Annotated in this window: 1 protein-coding gene; it reads left to right on the top strand. The window is 47.6% G+C overall.

Annotation, left to right across the window (positions count from 1 at the left end; genetic code table 11):
* Positions 1 to 177: 177 nt before the first annotated feature.
* On the top strand, positions 178 to 411 hold the full coding sequence (locus tag U9S71_RS20930; protein WP_326329805.1) for a type II toxin-antitoxin system Phd/YefM family antitoxin: 234 nt from the start codon (positions 178 to 180) through the stop codon (positions 409 to 411).
* The last annotated feature ends 1 nt before the right edge of the window (position 412 follow it).

The raw sequence follows: 412 nt of genomic DNA, 5'->3' as shown, positions 1-412 counted from the left end.
ATCCAATGGTGGGTATTCGCCGCAGCCGGGCTGGCGGCAGTAGTGATTGCGCTGGCCACGGTAAGCTGGCAGGCCATACGGGCAGCGGCGGCCAATCCGGTGGATAGTTTGAGGGATGAATAACTGCACCATTGCACATTCTTGACAACTTGACAAGAAAATATTATCTTTGTCTATATGAAAACGATGACAGTTGGTGAATTCAAGACACGCTTTGCTGAGGTACTTGAGCAAGTTAAGTCCGGGGTCGGATTTGCAGTTACTTACGGCCGTAAGAAAGAAGTTGTTGGCTATTTCCTTCCGGAATCACATGTCGCCAAACCTACACGTAAACTTGGCTTATTGGAGGGGAAAGCAAAAGTCCGCTTTAAGACCGATTTTAAAATGACCGAAGAAGACTTGTTGGGATGAA

The organism is Parapedobacter flavus, assembly GCF_035818675.1.
Lineage (GTDB): Bacteria > Bacteroidota > Bacteroidia > Sphingobacteriales > Sphingobacteriaceae > Parapedobacter > Parapedobacter flavus.
The sequence above is the reverse complement of the archived record's forward strand: the minus strand, read 5'-3'. Positions and strand labels throughout refer to the sequence as shown.

Excerpts from the sequence above, each read along its gene's own strand:
- U9S71_RS20930 (WP_326329805.1), top strand. The coding sequence starts at position 178 with ATGAAAACGATGACAGTTGGTGAATTCAAGACACGCTTTGCTGAGGTA.